Origin of the sequence: Streptomyces yaizuensis (assembly GCF_034961445.1) — a bacterium.
GTDB classification, from domain to species: Bacteria; Actinomycetota; Actinomycetes; order Streptomycetales; family Streptomycetaceae; genus Streptomyces; species Streptomyces yaizuensis.
In genome coordinates this window covers 175,886-198,087 of record NZ_BSBI01000011.1, presented here as the reverse complement: position 1 = coordinate 198,087, position 22,202 = coordinate 175,886, and the positions used below count along the sequence as shown (strand labels likewise).

The window sequence follows — 22,202 nt, the reverse complement described above, 5'->3', positions numbered from 1 at the left end:
AGACCGCGAAACCGCAGAACCACGAAACCGCAGAACCGCGAAACCGCTGAACCATGAAAGGTGGACGTCGTGGCACCGAGCAGCGCGGGACTGGTGGCCGGGCTCACGGCGACCGCCCTGGCCACCATCGGCTTCCTCGGCTACCAGGCCGCGGCGAGCGCCCCCAGCGGCCCCGCGGGCGCGGCGGCGGGCGCGGCACCCCCGGAACGGCTGCGGGAGAAGCCCCGGGGCCCGCTGGACCCGCCCCACGCGTCGGGCAGCGGGACCCGGGTGGTCTACGACCGCTCCGAGCGGCGGATCTGGCTGCTCGCCGGGGGCCGCAAGGTGCTCCGCACCTTCGAGGTGATGCCGTCGACGGTGCATCCGCCGCCGGGTACGTACACGGTCACCTCGCGGTCCGGGCAGGTCACCGGGTCGGACGGGGTGGCGATCGAGCACGTGGTGCGGTTCGCGAACGTCGGCGACGTGGTGATCGGCTTCAGTGCGGCGGTCAACGGGGCGCTGACCAAGCCCGACCTGTCGAAGAAGACCGGAGGGATCCGGATGATGCGGGCCGACGGGGACTCGATGTGGCGGTTCGCGACGATCGACACGAAGGTCGTCGTGGTCCGCTGACGCTCCCGGGTGACGCTCCCGGGTGCCCTGCCGCCGGCACACCCGCGCGAAATCGCCCGTACGGAGGATCCCTGCGCGGCGTGGGCGACGACGGCGGCGGCCGGCAGCGGATCCTCAGGCCGCCTCGGGGGCCCCGGGCTCCCGGGCCGCCGTCTCGCGGGGCGGCGTGGACAGGGCGCTGGCCGCCGCGCAGGACGCCAGCAGATCGCGCATCGAGAAGGCCGACGGAACGGGTGACGGAACGGGTGACGGAACGGCCGGGAGCGGCGGAACGGCCCGCACCGGCCGCTCCCCCTCGGCCTGCCGACGGCTGGGCCGGAAGTGCTGGACGTCGCGCTCGGATGCCGGCATGGGGTCGCCTCCTGGGTCGCGGGGGCAGCTTGGTTAGGTAGACCTAACCACGCCTCCGTACCATGTGACCACGCACGGCGCGGCCCACGCAACATTTTCCCGACGACTTGTCGGAATATCCAGAGCCGGGCGCCCCGCGTGTTCCGGAAGACGTGCCTCAGCCCGCCGGGAGGGCGACCCCGGCCCAGCGGCTCCCGTACCCGGTCAGCGTCACCCGGCGGCGGTCCGCGGCTGCGTCCTCGCCGGACTCGCCGAACTCGCCGTCCCCAGCCGCCCCGGGTTCGCCGGCGTCCCCGATGACCCGGTGGATCACCACGTGCAGCCGGTCGTCCGACAGGTCCTCGACCTTGCCGTCGCCCCACTCCACGACCACCACCGACTCCGGCAGCGAGACATCGAGATCCAGGTCCTCCATCTCGTCGAGCCCGCCGCCCAGGCGGTACGCGTCCACATGGACCAGGGCGGGCCCGCCGGTCAGCGACGGGTGCACGCGGGCGATGACGAAGGTCGGCGAGGTGACCGCGCCGCGCACGCCGAGCCCCTCCCCGAGCCCCCGGGTGAGCGTGGTCTTGCCCGCGCCCAGCTCCCCGGTGAGCATCACCAGGTCACCGGGGCGCAGCAGGCCTGCGAGCCGTCGTCCCAGGTCCCGCATGTCTTCGGCGGAGTCGACGGCGAGGTGGGCGGCGCTCGTGTGGTCGGCGCTCGTGGCGCTCTCAGCCGCCGGGCTGTGCGGTGCTTCCATACGGCCCAACGTTAGCGGCTGCCGGCGGGGCCCCGGCCCGGGCGAGCAGCTCGGCGAGCCGGTCGGTGACCGCCTCGGGGCGCTCCAGCATCACGAGGTGGCCCGCGTCGGGCACGATGACGAGTTCGGCGCCGGGCAGCAGGGCGGCGATCTCCTCGCTGTGGCCGCTGGGGGTGACGAGGTCCTTCTCGCCGGCGAGCACCAGCACCGGCAGCCCGGCGAGGCCGGGGAGCGCGGCCGTCTTGTCGTGTTCCTCGAAGGCCGGGTAGAACTCGGCGACGACGTCGATCGGCGTGGACTCGATCATCCGCTCGGCGAACCGGACCACGGCCGGGTCCACGTCGCGGGACGAGAACGAGTAGCGCTTGATCAGGTCGGCGAAGAGGTCGGCGGTGACCCGGCGGCCGCGTTCCACCAGGTCGGCGCGGGCGCCCAGGGCGCGCAGCACTCCGGGGAGCACCCGGCGCACGGCGTTGACGCCGGCGAGCGGCAGCCCGTAGTCGACCTCGCCGAGCCGGCCGCTGGAGGTGCCGACGAGGGCGACCCCGGCGACCCGTTCCCGTACCAGCTCCGGGTAGTGGGCGACGAGGGCCATCACGGTCATCCCGCCCATGGAGTGCCCCACCAGCACGAGGGGCCCCTCGGGGGCGGCGGCGTCGATGACGGCCTTCAGATCGCGGCCGAGGCGGTCGATCGAGACGGGGACCCGGTCGGGTCCGGTCTGGGTGACGCCCCGGCCGGAGCGTCCATGGCTGCGCTGGTCCCAGTGGACGGTACGGACGAGTCCGCGCAGGGCGGCGCGCTGGAAGTGCCAGGAGTCCTGGTTGAGGCAGTAGCCGTGGCTGAAGACCACGGTGACGGGGGCCGGGGGGCGGCGGCCGAAGAGCCTGCGGCGGCGCGGGGCCGCGGGCTTCGGGTCGGGCTCGTCGACCTCGTAGTGGAGGGGGGTGCCGTCGTCGGCGTACGCGGTGCCGGGGGTGCCGCGCAGAGTGCCGTAGGGGCCGGCGGTGTCGAGCGCGAGCCGGGCCTTGCGGCGGGTGGAGCGGCTGAGGGTCAGCCGGTCGACGGCGACGGCCGCGGCGGCCCCGGCGGCGACCACGCCGAGGGCCGCCCCGGCGATGCCCGCGCGGCGCCAGGCGCCGTGCGTGGTGGTGGCGGCGGCCGTGGCGGCTTCCACCGCGGCCACGGCGGCCATGACGGGTTCCCCCGTACGGGTCTCGCTCACGCTGGTGTCCGTTCTCCCTCGTCGCGGCGGGCCCGGGGCCGGGTCCGCCGGGGCGGTCAGCCGTTCCCGGTGCCCTGTACGGCGTCCCGGCCGTTCCCGGTGTCCTGTACGACGGTGTCCTGTACGGCGGTGGGCGCGGTTCCGTTCGAGGCCCGGCCGACGCTCGTGTCCGCACCGGTGACCGCGGCCCTCTCGTGCAGCAGGACGCGCGGCACCCTGGCGCCGATCCGGGTGACGATCTCGTACGCGATCGTGCCCGCCGCCTGCGCCCAGTCCTCCGCGCTCGGCTCGCCCCGGTCCCCCGGGCCGAAGAGCAGGGCCTCGCTCCCCTCGGGGATCTCCTGCCCTTCGAGGTCGACCACGAACTGGTCCATCGCGATCCGGCCCGCCGCCCGGAGCACCCGGCCGCCGACGAGGACCGGGCCCCTGCCGGAGGCGTGACGCGGCACGCCGTCCGCGTACCCGGCCGGGATCAGCGCGAGGGTGGTCTCGCCGGGGGTGGTGTAGTGGTGGCCGTAGCTCACGCCGTGCCCGGCCGGGACCCGCTTGACGAGGGCGACGGAGGCGGCGAGCGTCATCACCGGCCGCAGCCCCAGCTCCTGATGGGTCCCGATCTCGGGGCTCGGTGACACCCCGTACATGGCGATACCGGGGCGTACGAGGTCGAAGTGGGTCTCCGGGAGGGTCAGGGTCGCCGGGGAGTTGGCGATGTGCCGGACCTCCGGGTCGGCGCCCTCCTTCTCCGCGTAGGCCACCATCTCGCGGAACGCGGTGAGCTGACGGGTGATCGAGGGGTGGCCCGGCTCGTCGGCGCAGGCGAAGTGGGACCAGAGTCCGGTGATCCGGACGGCGCCCTCGGCCTCGGCCGAGCGTGCGGCGGAGACGAGTTCGGCCCAGTCGGCGGGCTGGCAGCCGTTGCGGCCGAGGCCGGTGTCGGCCTTGAGCTGGATCCGGGCGGTCGTGCCGGTGGCGCGGGCGGCGGCGACCACCTCGTCCAGCGCCCACAGGCCGCTCACGGCCATGTCCAGGCCGGCCTCGACGCCCTCGCGCCAGGGGCCGCCGGGGGTCCAGAGCCAGCACATGATCCGGCCGGGGACACCGGCCGCGCGCAGCGCCAGGGCCTCGTCGGGGGTGGCGGTGCCGATCCACTCCGCGCCCGCCTCGATCGCCGCGAGCGCGCAGGGCAGCGCGCCGTGCCCGTAGCCGTCGGCCTTGACCACGGCCATCAGCCCGGCCCGGGGGGCCCTCGCGCGCAGCGAGCGCACGTTGGCGCGGAGTGCGGCGAGGTCGATCTCGGCACGGGCTCGGGGGTGCGGTGTCGTCCGGTTCATCGCGCCCAGTCTCTCAGAGGCGCCCGGGGCGGCCGGTACCCCCGGTGTGCCCGTCGCCCGCATCGGCCGGGGTCACCGCCCGCGCCGGGCCGGGGTCAGCCGGGGTCATCGCCCGCGTCAGCCGGGGTCAGCCGGGGTCGCGGACACCGCGCCAGGCCGCCGGGAGCGCGTCGGCGATCTCCTGGGCGGTGATCGGTACGCCCCGGGCCGCCGCCAGCCGACCGGCGAGCCCGTGCAGATGGGCGGCGGCCGATGCGGCGTCGCGGGCGGCCGGGCCGGAGGCGAGGAGCGAGCCGGCGAGCCCGGAGAGGACGTCGCCGCTGCCGGCGGTGGCCAGCCAGGGCGTCCCCATCGCGTCGGCCCGGACCGGCACCCCCGTACCCGGGTCGGCGACCAGGGTGGTCGAGCCCTTGAGCAGGACCGTCGCGCCGAAGCGGTCGGCCAGCGCGCGCACGGACGCCAGCCGCGCGGCCTCCACCTCGGTGCGGGCGCGGCCGAGCAGGGCGGCCGCCTCCCCGGCGTGCGGAGTCAGCAGTGTCGGCGCGCTCCGGGCCCGTACCGCGTCCGGGTCGAGGAGCCGCAGCCCGTCGGCGTCGACCAGGACGGGGACGTCGGAGGCGAGGACGTCCCGTACGGCGTCGGCGTCCTCCCCGAGCCCCGGGCCGACGACCCACGCCTGGACGCGGCCGGCCTTCGCGGGCGGTCCCGCGTGCACCAGGGTCTCCGGGAAGCGGGCGATGACGGCGTCGGCGGCGGGCCCCACGTACCGCACGGCGCCGGCGCCGCCGCGCAGCGCGCCCGCGACGGCGAGGACGGCGGCCCCGGGGTAGCGGGCCGAGCCGGCGGCGATCCCGACGACTCCGCGCCGGTACTTGTCGCTCCCCGCGGTGGGTCGGGGCAGCAGCCGGGCCACGTCCGCGTGGTGCAGGGCCTCCACCTCGGGCACGGAGGGCAGATACGGGCCGATCCCGATGTCGACGAGGCGGACGGTCCCGGCGCAGGTGCGGGCGGGGTCGATCAGCAGCGCCGGTTTGTGGGTGCCGAAGGTGACGGTGAGGTCGGCCCGCAGGGCCTCGCCGCGCACCTCGCCGCTGTCCGCCTCGACCCCGCTGGGCAGGTCGACGGCGACGACGACCGCGTCGCTGCCCCGGGCGGCGCGGGCGACGGGCACCGCGTCGGGGCGCAGCCCGCCGGTGCCTCCGATGCCGGTGATGCCGTCGAGGACGAGGTCGGCGGTGGCGAGGACGTCGAACGGGTCGTCGGCGACGCGGCCGCCGGCGCCGGTCAGGGCCGCGAGCCCGGCGGTGTGGACGCGGTCCGGTGCGAGCAGCACCGCGTGGACGCCGGCGCCCCGGCGGGCGAGGCGGGCGCCGGCCCAGAGCGCGTCCCCGCCGTTGGCGCCGCTGCCGACGAGCAGGACGACTCTGGACCCGTACACCCGGGGGAGCAGATCGGCGCAGGCGGCGGCGAGTCCGGCGGCGGCCCGCTGCATCAGCGCGCCGTCGGGGAGCCGGGCCATCAGCTCTGCCTCGGCGGTTCTGACCTTCTCGACGCGGTGAGCGGTACGCATGGGCCCGAGTCTGCCGTACGGGGCGGTCGGGCGCGCGAACACCCGTCGCGGCGGGCGCGCGATCACCCGTCGGCGCCCCGGACCCGTCGAAGCGGCCCTTTTTCGACCGCATCCGCCCGAACGCCCCGCACCCAGGGAGCCTTGACGAACCCTCACGGTCAACTTAGGTTTGCCTTACCTAAGCGGGCCGCCGCACAGCGCCCGCACCGAGAAAGGTGTACTTTCCATGCGCTCTGCCGCCCGGACCGTCACTCGCGCAGCCGTCGCCGTCATCGGCGCCGGCGCCCTCACCCTGGGCCTCGCCTCGACCGCCTCCGCCGCGACGGTCAACCGCACCGTCACCGACGGCGGTACGACCTACAACCTCTCGGTGACCGCGCCCAACACCGCCGCGGCCGCCGGCGCCAACGTCACCGTGAGCGGCACCGGCTACAACCAGTCCCAGGGCATCTACGTCGGGCTGTGCGCGATACCCGCGGGCGTCAACGTCAACAACCCCGCCACCTGGAACAGCAAGCCCACCCCGTGTCTGGGCGGCCAGGACGAGACCGGCACCACCGGCGCCTCGCACTGGATCAACAACGACTGGCACTGGCTCTCCCCGAACAACTCCTCCCCCTACACCCCCGGGGCGAACGGCCGCGGCAACTTCTCGGTGAACATCCACGTCAAGGCCCAGATCTCCAGCTCGGTCACCTGTGGCCAGGGGGGCGTCACCTGCGCCATCGTCACCCGCGCCGACCACTTCGACTCGAACGACCGCAAGTACGACGTCTACGTCCCGGTCACCTTCTCCTGACCCATGACACGACACACCACAGGACCCCGCGGCGCGCAACGGGTCGTGGTGGCCACGCTGCTGCTCGCGGCGGGGCTCACCGCCGCGGGCACGGCGCGCGCGGACGACCCCGGTGGAGCCACCGGGCCCACGGGGCAGAAGCTGACGGTCTCCGCGACCGCGAACATCGACCCGGCCGGCCAGAAGGTCACCGTCACCGGCTCGGGCTACGACCCCACCAAGGGCATCTACCTGGCGGTCTGCGCCGTCCCCGAACGAGGCCAGGCGCCCAGCCCCTGCCTCGGCGGCACCGACATGTCCGGCACCTCGGGATCCTCGTACTGGATCTCCAACAACCCGCCGAGCTACGCCAAGGACCTCGTCAAACCCTTCACCGTGAAGGACGGCAAGGGCGGATTCACCTTCGACCTGACCCTGAAGGCCAAGGACAGCAGCGCCGACTGCACCCAGCAGGCGTGCGCCGTCGTCACCCGGGCGGACCACACCCACTCCGGCGACCGCGAACAGGACGTGATCGTCCCGATCACCTTCCGCACCGGCGGGGCGCCGACCCCCGAGGCCCCGCCGGGCACCGTCCGGCACGACGAGATCCGGCAGATCGAGCCGGACTCGGGCGCCCCCCTCGCCATCGAGGTGGACCCGGCGGCCAAACGGCTGTACGTCAGCTCGTCCGACGGCACCCGCTCGCTGCTGACGACGTACGACACCACGAGCGGCACACCGGTCGGCACCCCCGTCGAACTGCCCGGCGTCGCCACGACGCTGGCGCTGGACGCGGACTCGAAGACCCTGCACCTCGGCCTCGGCAACCGGATCGCCACGTACTCCACCACCACCGGCACGGTGACCGACAACCGGACGCCCCTGAGGGCGGCGAACATCTCCCTCCTGTCCGCCGACCCCGGGGCCGACCTGCTCTACCTGGGCACCCAGGACCGGAAGGTGACGGTGTACTCCACCACCACCTGGAAACCGGTCGGGGAACCCGTCGCGCTGCCGGCCCCGGCGGGCGGACTCGCCGTGGACACCAAGCGGGGACGGGCGTACGCCACGCACATCGCGAGCGTCCCCGACCCGGCGACCGGCGGACGGGTCTTCAGCAACGTCCTCAACGAGATCGACGGCACCACCGGGAAACTCGCCGGCACCCTGGAACTGGGGCGGACCGCGATCGGCAGCATGGGCGTGACCGTCGACCCCGGTACCGGCACCGGCTATGTCGCCAACATCGCGGCGGGCACGGTCTTCGCCGTCGACCTCAAGGAGAAGAAGGTCACCGACACGCTGGCGGTCGGGGGCAACCCCAAGGCCCTGGCGGTCGACTCCACGACCGGCACCCTCTACGCGGGACAGACCACGGCCGGCACGGTCGCCGTCGTGGACCTCCGCCGGAAGAAGGTCGTCCAGACACTGGAGACCGGCAACACCCCGGCCGCCCTGGTCGTCGACGAGCCCGGTCACACCCTGTTCACCCTCTCCAAGGGCCCCGGCACCGTCGTCCAGACGGAACGCCGGATCTCACCGACGGTCACCACCGCACCGAAGAAGCTCTCCGTCGAGCCGGGCAAACGCGCGACGTTCACCACGGCGGGCACGGGCACCCCGGCGCCGGCGGTCGGCTGGGAGTTCAGCACCGACAACGGCGACACCTGGCGGCCCGTGGTGGGCGCGTCCGGAGCCGACCTGAGCTTCCCGGCCACCGTGGAACACGACGGCAACCGCTACCGGGCGGTCCTCTCCAACCCGGTGGGCTCCACCCGCTCCGCGTCCGCCGGCCTGACGGTCACGCCACCGCGCGAGCCCGGCGGCCCGGGCGACCCGGACCCCGATCCCGGCCCTGGTGACCCGGATCCCGGCGATCCGGACCCGGACCCGGACCCGGGCGATACGGGAAGCTCCGGCGGTGACAGCGGCGGTACGGGCGGCTCCGGCGGCACCGTGGGCGGCGGCTCGGCCGGCGGCGGCACCGGGGATACAGGGGACACCGGCAGCACGGTCGGGGGCGACGGAAGCCTCGCCGCAACCGGAATGTCGATGCTTCCCTTCACCATCGGGGCGGCGGCCCTCACCGCCCTGGGCGCGGCGGCGTTCCTGCTGCGCCGCAGAATCCGGGCGTAACGCCCCCAAGGACCTCGGTCCCTCCCGATACATCGGCCGGGAGGGACCGAGCCATGTCCGGGCCCGGCGGGGCGGTCACCAGCGGAGCTGTCCCTGCATCCCATCTCAGCGCTACCGTTCCCTCACTGTCCGCGACCGAGAAGGGAACCCCCATGGCCCCCAGGCTCCGCGTGATCGGCACGACCAGCGGTGAAGGCAAGTGCCCCACTCTCTATGACAACTTGGACACAGGAGAAGTGGTCGTCCAGGGACGCACTGTCACCAATCCGACTGGGGCTGTCGATGTCCTCAAGGGCGAATCCTTCGTGGCCGTCCCGCGAGAGCTCCTGATCCGATTCGCTCCGGCCGATGAGCGCAGCGGACCGCCCGTCTACATCGATGACGACACCTTCGGCGACTACTTCGAGACCTTCAAGCACACCGCGTGGCGCCTGGAGACACGTCGTGGGTACGCCTCCGACCAAGCCACGGAGAAGTACGCTGCGTGGCTGGAATCCGGCCAGGTGCCAGACGATACCGGCCGACCGTGGCACACCAACGTACGGAAGCAGGTCGACCAGGGGAAGCGCTTCGAGCGCGTGCGCTTGGTGGACAACCCACCCACCCCCGAGCAGCGATATCTCTTCGCCACGGCCGATTCCAACTGCCGTGCCGGAGAAGACATCCGGAACCTGTGGCGCATGGACGCTGAGAGGCTCCAACTGCCGGGCGAGGACTTCTACTTCTGGCTCTTCGATTCCCGTCGCGCCTTGGTGCTGCACTTCGATGACGATGACGAGTATCTCGGCGCCGAGCTGGTGGAGGACCCCGCCGTCATCATCAGGTTCTGCCAGATTCGGGATACCGCATGGCACCACGCGCTCAAGCGCGCGGACTTCGCCCGGCAGCTGTGAGCGACTTCCAGAACGCCCGGGAAAGCCTTGGTGCACGGCTGCGTGAGCTGCGCACCGAGGCAGGGCTGGCGGGCAAGGAGCTGGCGGAGTCGCTCGGCTGGCAGCGGTCGAAGGTCAGCCGCCTTGAGAACGGCCGCCAGACAGCCACAACCGACGATCTCCAGGCGTGGGCGCAGGCGACTGGAGTGCCACTGGCGGCAGCCGATCTCGTACGGCAGCTCAGCGCGATGGAGACGCACTACCGCTCGTGGAAGAGGGTGCTGGCTGCTGGGCATCGGGCGGTTCAGGACACACACGCGGTACAGGAACGCGGGGCCCGCGTTGTCCATCTGTTTGAATGCGGCATCGTCCCCGGCATCTTCCAGACACCTGAGTACGCCCGTGCCGTCCTGAGCGATGTGTCGGACCAGCACGGGTCGCCGGCCGATGTGGAGGACGGGGTACGGGCTCGGATGCGCCGTCAGGAAGCCCTCTACGAGCGCAGCTATCAGGTTCACGCGCTGATGTGGGAGGCAGCCCTGTACGTCGTCCGCTGCCCCGACCTGGCCGATACCGTGGCGCAACTCGACCGGCTCACCGTGCTCGCGGGGCTGGACACGGTGAATCTGGGGATCATCCCGCTCGGCGTGCGGATGCCTGTAGCGCCGAAGCACGGCTTCTGGATCATGGACGGCTGTCTCGTGGTCGCCGACACGTGGAACGCGGAGCTGTCACTGGACTCGGCCGACGACATCGCGCTCTACCGGGGGACGTGGGAGACACTTCAGAAGCACGCGGTCTTCGGACACGGCGCAAACAGACTGATCGCCCGTGCCCGAGCACGTCTGAGCAATCCAGAGCACCTGTAACACTACGCGCGCAATCTCGCGCAACTGGATCGTCGAGTTTGCAACTCCGCGCACCCGTGATGCGGGTGCGCGATCAACCTCCCTAGGGTCGATCACGTCGTCCTGACCCTTCGGAGGACCTCATGGCTACACCCACCCCTGCCCGCTCGGAAACAGCCGAACAGCCGGAAGAGCTGCCCGGTCCGGTGCGCACGACCGGATCTGGACCCACGGTCCGATTGATCCAGTGCACCCGCTGCCCGGCGGCCTCGCTCCTCGCGTCACCACTCGATGTCTTCGCTCTCTGGGCCCTCGGCCACGCCCTCGATACCGGTCATCAGGACTTCCGCGAGGCCGATACCGAGCCGCCGATAGTCGCCCCCACCGATCCGGACCCGGCGATCTTCTGATGGACATGGAGACCTGGCGTACCTGCCAGGCCCGTGCCACGGCTGCCGCCGAAGAACTTCGCGGGGCCATGGCCGCTGCCGGAGTCGGCGAGGACGCCTGGCGGGGCGTCGGCCCGAAGGTGTCCCGGTTCGGTACCGCGCAGGTGGAGGTGGGCTGTCTGCCCGCCGAGGTGGCGGAGCTGATCACCGCCGCTCTTCGAGCCGTGCCGATACCCGGCTCACAGGACTGACCCGATCTCCGTCCGCCGGGCGCCTGAGGTGCGCCCGTGCGGACGGTTCCTCGGCCCGACCACGCCTCCGGGCCGAGGCCGGGTGCGGCCGGCTGCCCTGTCGGCCGCACCCCCTTCCCCCGCCCACCGCACGGGCGGGAAGAGCCCGCCCCCGTGCCCGGACATCCCCGGCCCGGCCGGGGGCGGGCCCATCCGGACCGGGGTCGCGGCCGCTCGTACAGGTGTCGGCCGCAACCCCACCCCCACCACCACACCCAGGAGAACGCGATGGCCCACGCCGACATCGACCCCACCTGCCCGCCCCGCCGCCGCATCGGCGCCGTCGTCCTCATCCAGGACACCACCGGCCGCATCCTCCTCGTACAACCCCGCTACAAGGACGGCGCGTGGCAGCTCCCCGGCGGGGGCGCCCACGCCGGGGAGGCCATCGCGGAGGCCGCCGCCCGGGAACTCGCCGAGGAAACCGGACTGCGGCTGCGGATCAGCCACTTCCTCGCCGTCGACCACGTCCCCGCCAACCCCGACACCGACTCGGCCGAAGGCTTCAACTTCATCTGCGACGGCGGCACCGTCACGGGCCCCGAAGCCGACACCGCCACCATCCCCGACACCGCCCGCACCGAACTCGCCGACCTGCGCTGGGTACCCCTCGGACAGCTCGGCGAACACACCCAGCCCTACCAGGAACGCCGCATCCGCGCCGCCCTCCTCGCCCACCACCGCAGCGAGGCACAACCCCTCCTCGTCCACGGCAACCCGGTCGTGTAGTGGCCGCCGCCGGGCCCGCGCCGGACACCCGACGGCGGAAGGACCGCGACGGTCTCGCCCTGGCGCTCACGGTCCTGACGCTTCTCGGCCTGGCGAGCCCCACCCTGATCCTGGGCGACCACGTCCACGAGGCCGCCCGGTCCGTCATCGCAGACACCGAGGAGCGGCCAGCCCGGTGACGTCTGCTTTGTAAGAGCATCGCTCGCTCGCAGAGCGATGCTCTTACCCCCGAACATCGCGCCCCGCCGACCGCACGGGCGGGAAGAGCCCGCCCCCGCGCCGGACACCCCCGACCCGGGCGGGATCGCCGGCTGTCACCCCTCCGCGATCACCACCGCCGACGCCACCCCCGCGTCATGGCTCAGCGAGATGTGCCACGACCGCACCCCCAGCGCCTCCGCACACGCGGCCACCGTCCCGGTCACCCTCAGCTGCGGCCGGCCGCTCTCCTCCACGTACACCTCCGCGTCCGTCCAGTGCAGCCCCGCCGGGGCGCCCAGGGCCTTCGCCACGGCCTCCTTCGCCGCGAAGCGGGCCGCCAGTGAGGCGTCGCCGCGACGTTCGCCGCTGGGGAGCAGCAGTTCGCGTTCCAGGAAGAGCCGGCCCGCGAGGCCCGGTGTCCGCCGCAGGGACGCGGCGAACCGGTCGATCTCCGCCACGTCGATCCCCACCCCAATGATCATCGCTCTCTCCGCCCTCGCACTCGTCGCACTCGTCGTACTCGTCACACTCATCACGCACCCGTCAGCCCGGCCCGGCCGCCGGCAGTCCCAGCTCGTACGGGCGGACCGCCACCGGCACCCCGTCGGGGTCGAGGACGAGCACCGCGTCCCGGCGGACCTCCACCACGCGGTCCCGCCCCGGCTCGATCACCGAGCGGGTCTGGTCGGCGAAGGCGGCGGCGTCCGAGGCGACGAAGTACTCGCCCTCCCCGACCCCCACCACCAGCAGCGCGTCCCGGCAGGCGGCGACCAGGGTGTCCGGTTCGTCGGCGGCCACCGCCACCACCGCGTACGCGCCCTCCAGCCGCCCGTGGACCTGTCGCATCGCCTCCGTGAGGTCCCCGCAGGAGGAGTAGGACTCGGCCAGCAGATGGGCCACGACCTCCGTGTCGGTGTCGGAGGCGAACGCGTGGCCCCGGCCGGCCAGCTCGGCCCGGAGCGCGGCATGGTTGTCGATCATCCCGTCGTGGACGACGGCGACCCGCCCCGCGTTGTCGAGCTGGGGGTGGGCGTTGGTGTCGTCCGCGCCGCCGAGGGTGGCCCGCCGGATGTGGCCGACGCCGGTGGGGCCGCTGGGCAGCGGCCGCCTCCGCAGCTCCTCCGCAAGGCGTTCCAGCGGGCCCGCCTTCTTCGCGGTGGCGAGCCCGCCGTCGGAGAGGATCGCGACCCCGGCCGAGTCGTAGACCCGCCCGGTCAGCCGCTCCAGGCCCGCGACCACCACTTCGAGCGCCGAGCGGCCGCCGACATACCCCACGATTGCGCACATGGCCGCAGCCTAAAGCCGCGGCAGCCGCGTGATCGAGCACACCACCCGCGAACGTCGCGGACCCACGACAATGTCCGGGTGACACAGACGCCGACCCAGACGCCGACGCCGTACGTCGACCTCACCCGGGCCGAGTGGAGCGCCCTGCGCGACCGTACCCCGCTGCCCCTCACCGCCGACGAGGTGGAACGCCTCCGCGGCCTCGGTGACGTCATCGACCTGGACGAGGTCCGTGACGTCTATCTGCCGCTGTCCCGGCTGCTCAACCTGTACGTCCGGGCCAGCGCCGAGCTGCGCGGCGCCCTCAACACGTTCCTCGGGGACGCCGGGAGCGGCCAGGGCGAGCAGCGCGGCACCCCGTTCGTCATCGGGGTCGCGGGTTCCGTCGCCGTCGGCAAGTCCACGGTGGCCCGGCTGCTCCAGGCGCTGCTGGCGCGCTGGCCGGAGCATCCGCGGGTGGAGCTGGTGACCACGGACGGCTTCCTCTATCCGATGAAGGAGCTGCGGGCCCGTGGGCTGATGTCCCGCAAGGGCTTCCCGGAGTCGTACGACCGGCGGGCGCTGACCCGTTTCGTCGCGGACATCAAGTCCGGCAAGGACGAGGTCACGGCGCCGGTGTACTCCCATCTGATCTACGACATCGTGCCCGGGGAGCGGCTCACCGTCCGCCGCCCGGACATCCTGATCGTGGAGGGGCTGAACGTGCTCCAGCCCGCCCAGCCGGGCAAGGACGGCCGGACCAGGATGGGTCTGGCGGACTACTTCGACTTCTCCGTCTACGTGGACGCCCGGACCGAGGACATCGAACGGTGGTACCTGAGCCGCTTCCGGGCGCTGCGCGAGACCGCGTTCCAGGACCCGTCCTCGTACTTCCGCAAGTACACCCAGGTCTCGGAGGACGAGGCGCTGGAGTACGCGCGGACGATGTGGCGGACCATCAACAGGCCGAACCTGGTGGAGAACGTGGCGCCGACCCGGGGCCGTGCCACCCTGGTGCTGCGCAAGGGTGCCGATCACAAGGTCAGAAAGCTCTCCCTGCGCAAGCTCTGACCCCTGGTCAAGGCCCGGGGGACCGTTTCACCGCTGTCGAGGAGAACCACACGTGCTGCATCTGCGGCTGATCATCCCGTCCGACCGTACGGCCGAGGTCGTCGGCCTGGTGGAGGGGACCGTGGGCGCGACCCATGTGGCCGTGGTCCCCGGGGCCGCCCGGGACCCCGAGGGCGGCGATCTGGTCCTGTGCGACGTGGCACGGGAGGCCGGTGACGGGCTGCTCGCGCGGCTGCGGGAGCTGGGGATCGACGACTGCGGCTCGATCGCGGTCGAGAACATCGACCTGTCGCTGTCCCGGCGGGCGGACCGGGCCGAGGAGGAGGCCCCCGGGGAGGCCGCGGACGCGGTCCTGTGGGAGCAGCTGGCGGGGGCGACCCACGAGGAGTCGACCCTGTCGGTCACCTATATCGCCTTCATGGCGCTGGCGACGATGATCGCGGCCTGCGGGGTGGTCCTGGACAACGCGATCCTGATCGTGGGGGCGATGGCGGTGGGGCCCGAGTTCGGGCCGCTGGCGGGGATCTCGACCGGGCTGGTGCAGCGCTCGTCCCGGCTGGTGTGGCGCTCGGCGCTGGCACTGGTCGCGGGGTTCGCGCTGGCGATGCTGGTCACGGTGGGCTTCAGCGAGGTGATGGTGGCGCTGGGCCTGTTCGATACGGGGGTGCTGGACGCGGCCCGGCCGAACACCGGCTTCATCTATCAGCCGGACGCGTTCTCGTTCGTGGTGGCGGTGCTCGCGGGGATCGCGGGGACGCTCTCGCTGACCTCGGCGAAGTCGGGCGCGCTGGTGGGGGTGGCGATCTCGGTGACGACCGTGCCGGCGGCGGCGAACGCAGCCGTGGCCTTCAGCTTCCAGGAGTACCGGCAGGCGTGGGGCTCGACCGAGCAGCTGCTGCTGAACCTCGGGGGCATCGTGCTGGCGGGGACGCTGACGCTGGTGGTGCAGAAGGTGCTGTGGGTACGGTTCCTGGCCGGCCGCAGGGCCCGCCGCACCGCCCGCTGAACCCGCGCCCCCGCCCGCTGAGCACAGGGGACAGGCCCCCGCCGGAACTCAAGCTTCCGGCGGGGGCCTGTCGTCGTCCGTACGGTGGTGATCAGCCCAGGGCCGACTTCACCACGTCCGCGAGCCGCCCCGCGACCGCGCGCGCCTGCTCGATGTCGGCGGCCTCGACCATCACCCGGACCAGCGGCTCGGTGCCGGAGGACCGCAGCAGCACCCGGCCGGAGGAGCCCAGCTCGCGCTCGGCCTCCAGGACCGCGGCGGCCAGCTCCCCGGAGGTGTTCACCCGGGACTTGTCCACGTCCGGCACGTTGATCAGGACCTGCGGCAGCCGCTCCATCACGGCGGCCAGCTCGGCCAGCGACCGCCCGGTGGCGGCCACCCGGGCGGCCAGGAGCAGCCCGGTGAGCGTGCCGTCGCCGGTGGTGGCGTGGTCCAGGACGATGACATGGCCGGACTGCTCGCCGCCGAGGGCGTAGCCGTGCTCCTTCATCGCCTCCAGGACATAGCGGTCGCCGACCGCCGTCTGCACGACCTGGAGACCCGCGCGCTCCATCGCCAGCTTGAAGCCGAGGTTGGACATCACGGTGCCGACGACGGTGTCGCCGCGCAGCCGGCCGGCCTCGTGGAGGGCCAGCGCCAGGACGGCCATGATCTGGTCGCCGTCGATCTCGGCGCCGGTGGCGTCGACCGCGAGGCAGCGGTCGGCGTCGCCGTCGTGGGCGATGCCGAAGTGGGCGCCCTCCGCCACGACCGCGGCCTTCAGCAGGCCGAGGTGGGTCGAGCCGCAGCCGTCGTTGATGTTGAGCCCGTCCGGGTCGGCGCCGATGGTGACGACCTCGGCCCCGGCCCGCGCGAACGCCTCGGGCGAGACCCGGGACGCGGCGCCGTGCGCCTCGTCCAGGACGATCTTCAGCCCGTCGAGCCGGTTGGGGAGTACGGCGACGAGGTGCGCGATGTACTTGTCGAAGCCCTCGTCGTAGTCGCGGACACGGCCGACCCCCGCCCCGGTGGGCCGGTCCCACGGCTCGCCCGAGCGGTGCTGCTCGTACACCGTCTCGATCCGGTCCTCCAGCTCGTCGGCGAGCTTGTGCCCACCGCGCGCGAGGAACTTGATGCCGTTGTCGGGCATGGCGTTGTGGCTGGCGGAGAGCATCACGCCGAGGTCGGCGCCGAGCGCGCCGGTGAGGTACGCCACGGCGGGCGTGGGCAGCACGCCGACCCGCAGGACGTCGACGCCCGCGCTCGCGAGGCCCGCCACGACGGCGGCCTCCAGGAACTCTCCCGACGCCCGGGGGTCACGGCCGACCACGGCGGTCGGCCGGTGTCCCGGAGCCGATCCCGCCTCGGCGAGCACATGCGCGGCGGCGACCGAGAGGCCGAGCGCCAGCTCCGCCGTCAGATCCTCGTTGGCGACACCGCGCACCCCGTCCGTGCCGAAGAGTCGTCCCACAGCTGTCCTCCGAAAACTCCGTGATGCTCCAAAAAGGCAAGCCTATGAACGCTTCCTGTCCGTTCTATGCCCGAGGTGGGCGGGGAAGGCGCGCTCCGGCCGTTGCGTTTCGCCCGGTCGGGGAAAGACGTACGCCCCGGCAGCACGGAGTGCCGCCGGGGCGTACGTACAAATGCAGACCGAGCGAGCGATTAGCGCTTGCTGTACTGCGGGGCCTTGCGGGCCTTCTTCAGACCGGCCTTCTTGCGCTCGACCGCGCGGTCGTCGCGGCTCAGGAAGCCGGCCTTCTTCAGCGCCGGGCGGTTGTTGTCCACGTCCGCCTCGTTCAGCGCACGGGCCACGCCCAGGCGCAGGGCGCCGGCCTGGCCGGAGACGCCGCCGCCGGAGATGCGGGCGACCACGTCGTAGCGGTTGTCGAGTTCGAGCACCTTGAAGGGCTCGTTGACTTCCTGCTGGTGCACCTTGTTGGGGAAGTAGTCCTCAAGGGTGCGACCGTTGATCTTCCACTTGCCGGTGCCCGGGACGATCCGGACGCGGGCGATGGCGTTCTTGCGACGGCCCAGGCCGGCGGCCGGCTGCGGGTCGCCGAAGCGCGAGGCGAGGGACTCGGAGGTGTACTCACCCTCCAGCGGGACCTCGGACTCGAAGGTGGTGACCTCGGCGTAGGTCTCCTCGACCTCGACGGGGGTTTCAGCGGTGGTCTCGGCCACGATGCTCCTCAGATTCTCTTCGTCTTAGGGGGTGGCCGGAACTACTGCGCGACCTGGGTGATCTCGAACGGAACCGGCTGCTGGGCAGCGTGGGGGTGGTTCTCGCCCGAGTAGACCTTCAGCTTCGAGAGCATCTGACGGCCCAGGGTGTTCTTGGGGAGCATGCCCTTGATGGCCTTCTCGACGGCCTTCTCGGGGTTCTTGTCCATCAGCTCGTCGTAGCGGACGGAGCGCAGACCACCCGGGTAGCCGGAGTGGCGGTAGGCCATCTTCTGGGTCCGCTTGTTGCCGGACAGGTGCACCTTGTCCGCGTTGATGATGATGACAAAGTCACCAGCGTCGACGTGGGGGGCGTAGATCGGCTTGTGCTTGCCGCGCAGCAGGGTGGCGGCAGTGGTCGCCAGACGGCCCAGGACGACGTCCTGCGCGTCAATGACGTGCCACTGACGCGTCACATCGCCGGGCTTGGGGCTGTACGTACGCACGGTCGTAGCCTTCGCTTCTTCAGTGAGTGGGACTCCCTGGGCCCAAGGGCTCGGGGAGCGGGTCCTGACAAGGCCACCCGAACGATGCACGACAGCTCTGGTGGCACCACGGGGACGCAACCCGGGTACCTACCGCTGGTCATCGGTCCGGTGGACCGGCGTAAGGGCCCCTCACGTGAGATAGAGCAAGCCAATACGCATAACGAAGCAGAAGACTACCCGCGTACCGCCGGGTGGGTCAAAACGATCTGGCAGGTCCGGGCCGCGCATCACTCTCCGCCACCCCGGCAACACTCCGGAACCCCAGATTCCGCCAAGCGGCGGGCCCAGGGCGCACGAAATGACCGCCGTTTCCCACTCTCCCACTCACGCGGCAGAGACTCATGCGGCAGACGAGCGAGTTCATGATCACACAGAAGCTCCGCCCGCCGGGGCCGGCCGGCCCCGCCGACCCACCGCGACCATCTGCGTACGCGCAGCTACCGCGCCCGCTGCACCCGGCGCTCGTCCCAGACCGGGCCCGGGGTCTCCCGCACCACCCCGTCCGCGCCGAAGACCAGATAGCGGTCGAAGGACCGGGCGAACCAGCGGTCGTGCGTCACCGCCAGCACCGTCCCCTCGTACGCCTCCAGGCCTTCCTGAAGGGCCTCCGCCGACTCCAGGTCCAGGTTGTCCGTCGGCTCGTCCAGCAGCAGCGCCGTGGTGCCCGCCAGCTCAAGCAGCAGGATCTGGAACCGCGCCTGCTGCCCGCCCGAGAGCCGGTCGAAGTTCTGGTCGCCCTGCCCCTCCAGCTCGTACCGGCGCAGCACGGACATCGCCCCGCCCCGGTCCTTCGCGTGCTCCGTCCACAGGATGTCCACCAGGGTGCGCCCCAGCAGCTCGGGGTGGGCGTGCGTCTGCGCGAAATGACCGGGAACGACCCGCGCCCCCAGCTTCCAGGAGCCAGTGTGGGCCACCGAGGCGTCCCCCGCGAGCAGCCGCAGGAAGTGCGACTTCCCGGAGCCGTTCGACCCGAGGACGGCCACCCGCTCGCCGTAGAAGATCTCCAGGTCGAACGGCTTCATCAGCCCGGTCAGCTCCAGCCGCTCGCAGGTCAGCGACCGTACGCCGGTACGCCCGCCGCGCAACCGCATCCGGATCTCCTGCTTGCGCGGCGGCTCCGGCGGCGGCCCGGCCTCGTCGAACTTCCGCAGCCGGGTCTTGGCCGCCTGGTAGCGCGAGGCCATGTCGTCGCTGCGGGAGGCGTACTGCTGCATGTCCAGCACCAGCCGCTTGAGCTGGGCCCGCTTCTCCTCCCAGCGCCGCTTCAGCTCCTCGAACCGGGCGAACCGCTCCTGGCGGGCCTCGTGGTACGTGCCGAAACCGCCGCCGTGCACCCAGACGTCCGACCCCGCCGGGCTGGGCTCCACACTCACGATCTTCTGCGCGGCCCGGGAGAGCAGCTCCCGGTCGTGGGAGACGAAGAGGACCGTCTTACGGGTCTCCTTCAGCCGCTCCTCCAGCCACCGCTTGCCGGGGACGTCCAGATAGTTGTCCGGCTCGTCCAGCAGCAGCACCTCGTCGGGGCCGCGCAGCAGCGCCTCCAGCGCCAGCCGCTTCTGCTCACCGCCGCTCAGCGTCCGCAGCTCACGCCATTGCGCCCGGTCGTACGGCATCCCGAGCGCGGCCGTGGTGCACATGTCCCACAGCGTCTCGGCCTCGTAGCCGCGCGCCTCCGCCCAGTCGCTCAGCGCCTGCGCGTACCGCATCTGCGCGGCCTCATCGTCCACGGTCATGATCAGGTGCTCGGCCTCGTCCACGGCGCGCGCGGCCTGGCGCACCCGGGGCTGGGCCAGCGAGACCAGCAGGTCCCGTACCGTCCGCTCGTCCCGGACGGAGCCGATGAACTGCGGCATCACCCCGAGACCGCCACTGCCGGAGACCGTGCCGCTGTGCGGCTTCAGCTCCCCGGACAGCAGGCGCAGCAGCGTGGTCTTGCCCGCGCCGTTCGCACCGACCAGGGCGACCACGGCCCCTTCGCCCACCCGGAACGACACGTCGCCGAGGAGCACCCGCCCATCGGGAAGGTAGTACTCCAGATGCCCCGCTTCGAGATGTCCCATGATGCTGATTCTCGCCTCCGACCCCTTCGTCACCCAACCGGTTTAGGATGCGCGGCATGAGCAACGGTCAGGGGGGACCTCAGTGGGGGTCCGGCGGACAGGACGGAAACCCGTACGGGTCGGGCCAGCAGAATCCCTACGGCGCCGGCGGGCAGGGGGGCCAGGGGCCCTACCAGGGCGGGCAGCAGGGCACCCCCGGTCCGTACCAGCAGCCCAATCCGTACGGCCCCCCGCAGGGCGGCGGACAGCAGGGCGGACAGCAGGGCGGGCAGCAGGGCGGCACGCCCAACCCGTACCAGCAGGGACAGCCCCCGCAGCAGCCGTACGCGCAGCCCTCTTACCAGCAGCAGCCACCACCCCAGCAGCAGTTCCAGCAGGCCCAGCGCCCGCCGGCCGCGAACTCCACCCCTGACTGGGCCGCGCTCGCCGACGCCTCCGCCGCCCGGAGCCGCCGCAAGCGCCTGATCACGATCGGCGGGGCCGTCGCCGCGGTCGCCATCGCCGCCGTCGTCACGGCCGTGGTGCTCACTGCCGGCGACGACAGCAAGGACAAGGACGCCAAGAACACCGCGTCGGAGCCGTCCGCGAGCGCCGCGGCCTCCCCCGGTGGCAAGGCGTCGGGCGAGGCGAAGCCGCCGCCGTCCGCCAAGCAGGTCGTCTCCGACGAGAAGCTGGACACCGCGCCGCTCTCCGTGGACACGCTCTTCCCCGGCCGCGAGCTGACCCAGGGGACGAGGATCTACACCAAGTCGACCGTCGCACGGGCCGACGCCTGCTCCTCCGTCACCCAGGGCGGCCTCGGCGACATCCTGGAGCGCAACGGCTGCGACCAGGTCTTCCGTGCCACGTACACCGCCGGGGACAAGGTCGCGGTCACCATCGGCGTCGCCGTCTTCGGCAAGGAGCACGAGGCCAAGAAGGCCGTCGAGGAGTCCAAGGGCAACATCGCCCCGCTGAAGGCCAAGGGCGGCCCCGACTTCTGCAAGGGCGGCCCGGTCTGCCGCTTCACCGCCAACTCCTACGGCCGCTACGCCTACTTCACCACCACCGGCCTCACCAACGGCAAGTCGGTGGAGAAGGGCGACACGGCCGCCTTCAAGGCCGGCGACGACGTGGCGGAATTCACCTTCCGTCAGATCGTCGCCCGGGGCGAGGCCAAGCGGTCAGCAGCAGCCGGCGGCTGACCCGGGCAGCGACCGCTTGTTGCGGGCCTCCCGGTTCCGGGCGGCCAGCAGCTCGTCGGCGGGGTAGCCGACCTCCTCCAGGGTCAGCCCGTGGGGGCGTACGACATGCACGGCGGAATCCCGTACCCCCGCGGCCAGCACCTTCCCCGGCCACTCCACCGGCCGGTGCCCGTCCCCGACGAAGAGCAGCGCGCCGACGAGCGAGCGCACCATGTTGTGGCAGAAGGCGTCGGCGCGCACGGTGGCGGTGACGATCCCGGCCGCGTCCCGCTCCCAGGACAGCTCCTGGAGGGTGCGGATGGTGGTCGCGCCCTCGCGCTTCTTGCAGTACGCGGCGAAGTCGTGCTCCCCGAGCAGCGGCGCCGATGCCGCGTTCATGGCGGCCACGTCGAGCGGCCAGTCGTGCCAGAGCACATGCCCGCGCAGCAGCGGGTCGACCCCGCCGGGGTGGTCGGTCACGCGGTACGCGTAGCGCCGCCAGATCGCCGAGAAACGCGCGTTGAAGCCCGCCGGGGCCTCCTCGGCCCGCCAGATCCGCACATCGCGCGAGAGCCGCCCCGCGAGCCGCTTGAGCAGCTTCTCGCGGTGCTCGGTCCACACCGCCACGGGCAGGTCCACATGGGCCACCTGGCCGCGCGCGTGCACCCCGGCGTCGGTCCGTCCGGCGACGGTCAGCTCGTACGACACGGCCGAGCGGGTCACGGTCCGCAGCGCGTCCTCGATGTCGCCCTGGACGGTGCGCCGGCCGCCCGCCTGCCGGGCCCACCCGGAGAAGTCCTTCCCGTCGTACGAAAGGTCCAGCCGTACCCGGACGAAACCGGGCTCCACCTCATCACTCACGCAACAGA

General features: G+C 72.6%; 23 protein-coding genes and 1 pseudogene. 12 read left to right on the top strand and 12 right to left on the bottom strand.

Translation table 11 applies throughout. The features are described 5' to 3' along the window. The first annotated feature begins 69 nt into the window (after positions 1–69). Positions 70–615, top strand: a complete 546-nt coding sequence (locus tag SYYSPA8_RS25295) for a L,D-transpeptidase (RefSeq protein ID WP_323449599.1) — start codon at positions 70–72, stop codon at positions 613–615. A gap of 114 nt (positions 616–729) precedes the next feature. Here SYYSPA8_RS25295 and SYYSPA8_RS25290 read toward each other — a convergent pair whose 3' ends face one another. From SYYSPA8_RS25290 to SYYSPA8_RS25270, 5 genes are all read right to left on the bottom strand, one after another. Further along, positions 730–966, bottom strand: a complete 237-nt coding sequence (locus tag SYYSPA8_RS25290; RefSeq protein WP_323449728.1) for a hypothetical protein — start codon at positions 964–966, stop codon at positions 730–732. 157 nt (positions 967–1,123) lie between these two features. Beyond that, positions 1,124–1,708 carry a tRNA (adenosine(37)-N6)-threonylcarbamoyltransferase complex ATPase subunit type 1 TsaE gene (gene tsaE, locus SYYSPA8_RS25285; RefSeq protein ID WP_323449598.1) on the bottom strand — a complete coding sequence of 195 codons (585 nt, stop codon included), beginning with the start codon at positions 1,706–1,708 and terminating at the stop codon, positions 1,124–1,126. Then, positions 1,680–2,903, bottom strand: a complete 1,224-nt coding sequence (locus SYYSPA8_RS25280; RefSeq protein ID WP_323449716.1) for an alpha/beta fold hydrolase — start codon at positions 2,901–2,903, stop codon at positions 1,680–1,682. Before SYYSPA8_RS25280 ends, tsaE begins: the two co-directional genes overlap by 29 nt. A gap of 86 nt (positions 2,904–2,989) precedes the next feature. Continuing rightward, positions 2,990–4,264: an alanine racemase gene (gene alr, locus SYYSPA8_RS25275; RefSeq protein ID WP_323449597.1), complete on the bottom strand. Its 1,275-nt coding sequence runs from the start codon at positions 4,262–4,264 to the stop codon at positions 2,990–2,992. A 127-nt stretch (positions 4,265–4,391) separates the two neighbouring features. Continuing rightward, the gene (locus SYYSPA8_RS25270) at positions 4,392–5,834 is read right to left on the bottom strand and encodes an NAD(P)H-hydrate dehydratase (RefSeq protein ID WP_323449596.1); all 1,443 of its coding nucleotides are present in this window, start codon (positions 5,832–5,834) and stop codon (positions 4,392–4,394) included. A 226-nt stretch (positions 5,835–6,060) separates the two neighbouring features. Between SYYSPA8_RS25270 and SYYSPA8_RS25265 the strand changes: the two genes are divergently transcribed. From SYYSPA8_RS25265 to SYYSPA8_RS25230, 8 genes are all read left to right on the top strand, one after another. Beyond that, a complete protein-coding gene (locus SYYSPA8_RS25265) occupies positions 6,061–6,633 on the top strand; it encodes a hypothetical protein (protein WP_323449595.1) in 573 nt (190 codons plus the stop codon). 3 nt (positions 6,634–6,636) lie between these two features. Then, positions 6,637–8,751 (top strand): YncE family protein, encoded by a 2,115-nt coding sequence (locus tag SYYSPA8_RS25260; RefSeq protein ID WP_323449594.1) that lies wholly within the window; start codon positions 6,637–6,639, stop codon positions 8,749–8,751. 152 nt (positions 8,752–8,903) lie between these two features. Then, positions 8,904–9,644: a DUF6879 family protein gene (locus tag SYYSPA8_RS25255; RefSeq protein ID WP_323449593.1), complete on the top strand. Its 741-nt coding sequence runs from the start codon at positions 8,904–8,906 to the stop codon at positions 9,642–9,644. Further along, positions 9,599–10,492, top strand: coding sequence for a helix-turn-helix domain-containing protein (locus SYYSPA8_RS25250; RefSeq protein WP_323449592.1), 894 nt, complete (start codon positions 9,599–9,601; stop codon positions 10,490–10,492). Before SYYSPA8_RS25255 ends, SYYSPA8_RS25250 begins: the two co-directional genes overlap by 46 nt. A gap of 122 nt (positions 10,493–10,614) precedes the next feature. Then, the gene (locus SYYSPA8_RS25245; protein WP_323449591.1) at positions 10,615–10,881 is read left to right on the top strand and encodes a DUF7848 domain-containing protein; all 267 of its coding nucleotides are present in this window, start codon (positions 10,615–10,617) and stop codon (positions 10,879–10,881) included. Between the two features lie 5 nt (positions 10,882–10,886). Continuing rightward, entirely contained in the window at positions 10,887–11,111 is a 225-nt protein-coding gene (locus SYYSPA8_RS25240) for a hypothetical protein (RefSeq protein WP_323449590.1), read from the top strand. 267 nt (positions 11,112–11,378) lie between these two features. Further along, positions 11,379–11,879: an NUDIX domain-containing protein gene (locus tag SYYSPA8_RS25235; protein WP_323449589.1), complete on the top strand. Its 501-nt coding sequence runs from the start codon at positions 11,379–11,381 to the stop codon at positions 11,877–11,879. Then, a complete protein-coding gene (locus SYYSPA8_RS25230; protein ID WP_323449588.1) occupies positions 11,879–12,058 on the top strand; it encodes a hypothetical protein in 180 nt (59 codons plus the stop codon). Before SYYSPA8_RS25235 ends, SYYSPA8_RS25230 begins: the two co-directional genes overlap by 1 nt. 135 nt (positions 12,059–12,193) lie before the next feature. Here SYYSPA8_RS25230 and SYYSPA8_RS25225 read toward each other — a convergent pair whose 3' ends face one another. Both SYYSPA8_RS25225 and SYYSPA8_RS25220 read right to left on the bottom strand, forming a co-directional pair. Further along, the gene (locus tag SYYSPA8_RS25225) at positions 12,194–12,562 is read right to left on the bottom strand and encodes a holo-ACP synthase (protein ID WP_323449587.1); all 369 of its coding nucleotides are present in this window, start codon (positions 12,560–12,562) and stop codon (positions 12,194–12,196) included. A gap of 73 nt (positions 12,563–12,635) precedes the next feature. Next, a pseudogene (locus tag SYYSPA8_RS25220) lies at positions 12,636–13,367 on the bottom strand (glucosamine--fructose-6-phosphate aminotransferase); the annotation flags it as partial. A gap of 78 nt (positions 13,368–13,445) precedes the next feature. On the opposite strand from SYYSPA8_RS25220, the gene coaA reads away from it, so the two are divergent. Beyond that, positions 13,446–14,417, top strand: coding sequence for a type I pantothenate kinase (gene coaA, locus SYYSPA8_RS25215; protein WP_323449586.1), 972 nt, complete (start codon positions 13,446–13,448; stop codon positions 14,415–14,417). A 52-nt stretch (positions 14,418–14,469) separates the two neighbouring features. After that, positions 14,470–15,423, top strand: coding sequence for a DUF389 domain-containing protein (locus tag SYYSPA8_RS25210; protein WP_323449585.1), 954 nt, complete (start codon positions 14,470–14,472; stop codon positions 15,421–15,423). Positions 15,424–15,514: 91 nt separating this feature from the next. Here the strand turns inward: SYYSPA8_RS25210 and glmM are convergent, their stop codons facing one another. The 4 genes from glmM to SYYSPA8_RS25190 all read right to left on the bottom strand — a co-directional run bounded on the left by glmM (position 15,515) and on the right by SYYSPA8_RS25190 (position 20,170). Further along, entirely contained in the window at positions 15,515–16,873 is a 1,359-nt protein-coding gene (gene glmM, locus SYYSPA8_RS25205; protein ID WP_323449584.1) for a phosphoglucosamine mutase, read from the bottom strand. Between the two features lie 191 nt (positions 16,874–17,064). Beyond that, positions 17,065–17,583 carry a 30S ribosomal protein S9 gene (gene rpsI, locus SYYSPA8_RS25200; protein ID WP_323449583.1) on the bottom strand — a complete coding sequence of 173 codons (519 nt, stop codon included), beginning with the start codon at positions 17,581–17,583 and terminating at the stop codon, positions 17,065–17,067. A 41-nt stretch (positions 17,584–17,624) separates the two neighbouring features. Further along, positions 17,625–18,068: a 50S ribosomal protein L13 gene (gene rplM / locus SYYSPA8_RS25195; protein ID WP_323449582.1), complete on the bottom strand. Its 444-nt coding sequence runs from the start codon at positions 18,066–18,068 to the stop codon at positions 17,625–17,627. A gap of 479 nt (positions 18,069–18,547) precedes the next feature. Further along, positions 18,548–20,170 carry an ABC-F family ATP-binding cassette domain-containing protein gene (locus tag SYYSPA8_RS25190; RefSeq protein WP_323449581.1) on the bottom strand — a complete coding sequence of 541 codons (1,623 nt, stop codon included), beginning with the start codon at positions 20,168–20,170 and terminating at the stop codon, positions 18,548–18,550. 56 nt (positions 20,171–20,226) lie between these two features. On the opposite strand from SYYSPA8_RS25190, the gene SYYSPA8_RS25185 reads away from it, so the two are divergent. Beyond that, entirely contained in the window at positions 20,227–21,354 is a 1,128-nt protein-coding gene (locus tag SYYSPA8_RS25185) for a Fis family transcriptional regulator (RefSeq protein WP_323449580.1), read from the top strand. On the opposite strand, the gene truA is transcribed toward SYYSPA8_RS25185, so the two are convergent. Next, the gene (gene truA / locus SYYSPA8_RS25180) at positions 21,334–22,194 is read right to left on the bottom strand and encodes a tRNA pseudouridine(38-40) synthase TruA (RefSeq protein ID WP_323449579.1); all 861 of its coding nucleotides are present in this window, start codon (positions 22,192–22,194) and stop codon (positions 21,334–21,336) included. The genes SYYSPA8_RS25185 and truA overlap by 21 nt on opposite strands. Positions 22,195–22,202: the final 8 nt, after the last annotated feature.

Coding starts and splice junctions, on each gene's coding strand:
- SYYSPA8_RS25245 (WP_323449591.1), top strand. CDS start 10,615: ATGGCTACACCCACCCCTGCCCGCTCGGAAACAGCCGAACAGCCGGAA.
- SYYSPA8_RS25240 (WP_323449590.1), top strand. CDS start 10,887: ATGGAGACCTGGCGTACCTGCCAGGCCCGTGCCACGGCTGCCGCCGAA.
- SYYSPA8_RS25260 (WP_323449594.1), top strand. CDS start 6,637: ATGACACGACACACCACAGGACCCCGCGGCGCGCAACGGGTCGTGGTG.
- SYYSPA8_RS25235 (WP_323449589.1), top strand. CDS start 11,379: ATGGCCCACGCCGACATCGACCCCACCTGCCCGCCCCGCCGCCGCATC.
- SYYSPA8_RS25265 (WP_323449595.1), top strand. CDS start 6,061: ATGCGCTCTGCCGCCCGGACCGTCACTCGCGCAGCCGTCGCCGTCATC.
- SYYSPA8_RS25280 (WP_323449716.1), bottom strand. CDS start 2,903: ATGGCCGCCGTGGCCGCGGTGGAAGCCGCCACGGCCGCCGCCACCACC.
- SYYSPA8_RS25225 (WP_323449587.1), bottom strand. CDS start 12,562: ATGATCATTGGGGTGGGGATCGACGTGGCGGAGATCGACCGGTTCGCC.
- tsaE (WP_323449598.1), bottom strand. CDS start 1,708: ATGGAAGCACCGCACAGCCCGGCGGCTGAGAGCGCCACGAGCGCCGAC.
- SYYSPA8_RS25290 (WP_323449728.1), bottom strand. CDS start 966: ATGCCGGCATCCGAGCGCGACGTCCAGCACTTCCGGCCCAGCCGTCGG.
- SYYSPA8_RS25190 (WP_323449581.1), bottom strand. CDS start 20,170: ATGGGACATCTCGAAGCGGGGCATCTGGAGTACTACCTTCCCGATGGG.
- SYYSPA8_RS25185 (WP_323449580.1), top strand. CDS start 20,227: ATGAGCAACGGTCAGGGGGGACCTCAGTGGGGGTCCGGCGGACAGGAC.
- SYYSPA8_RS25270 (WP_323449596.1), bottom strand. CDS start 5,834: ATGCGTACCGCTCACCGCGTCGAGAAGGTCAGAACCGCCGAGGCAGAG.
- SYYSPA8_RS25255 (WP_323449593.1), top strand. CDS start 8,904: ATGGCCCCCAGGCTCCGCGTGATCGGCACGACCAGCGGTGAAGGCAAG.
- alr (WP_323449597.1), bottom strand. CDS start 4,264: ATGAACCGGACGACACCGCACCCCCGAGCCCGTGCCGAGATCGACCTC.
- SYYSPA8_RS25250 (WP_323449592.1), top strand. CDS start 9,599: ATGGCACCACGCGCTCAAGCGCGCGGACTTCGCCCGGCAGCTGTGAGC.